Raw genomic sequence first — 424 nt, 5'->3', positions numbered from 1 at the left:
TAGATGTGGACATTCACAAAATAAACCTTATTNNGATGGAAGCCATAGAAAAGTAGGATTTCAGGCAAAATCTTTTGCATTAAAAATTAATAAGTAATCTTAATAAATTATTAAAATATTTTTTCCTTAATATTCTATATTTATATAATATATAGCTAATATGTAATATCATAAAATTTATTTTTAAAATATTATTCTTCATTTTATTATAATGGCCAGTTNNACTGAAAGAATATTGAAAGTTATGGATACTCCAAATAATATAAGAAATATAGGTATAATGGCACATATACACCATGGAAAGACGACATTGGCTGATTCTTTATTAGCNNGTGCAGGAATGCTAGAGATAGAACTTGCAGGTGAGGCAATGTTTACATGGTGGCATGAAACTGAAAGAGAAAGGGAAATAACAGTATATGGA

The 424-nt window shown here is 27.0% G+C and carries 1 protein-coding gene; it reads left to right on the top strand.

What is annotated here, in order from left to right; all coding sequences use genetic code 11:
- Positions 1-211 precede the first annotated feature (211 nt).
- Positions 212-424, top strand: a 213-nt coding sequence (locus LUA84_RS03640; RefSeq protein WP_308112641.1) for a GTP-binding protein, incomplete at its 3' end; no start/stop codon positions are given.

Source organism: Candidatus Nanopusillus massiliensis (genome assembly GCF_920984865.1).
Note: the sequence above shows the minus strand (reverse complement) of the source record. Positions and strands in the feature narration are given on the sequence as shown.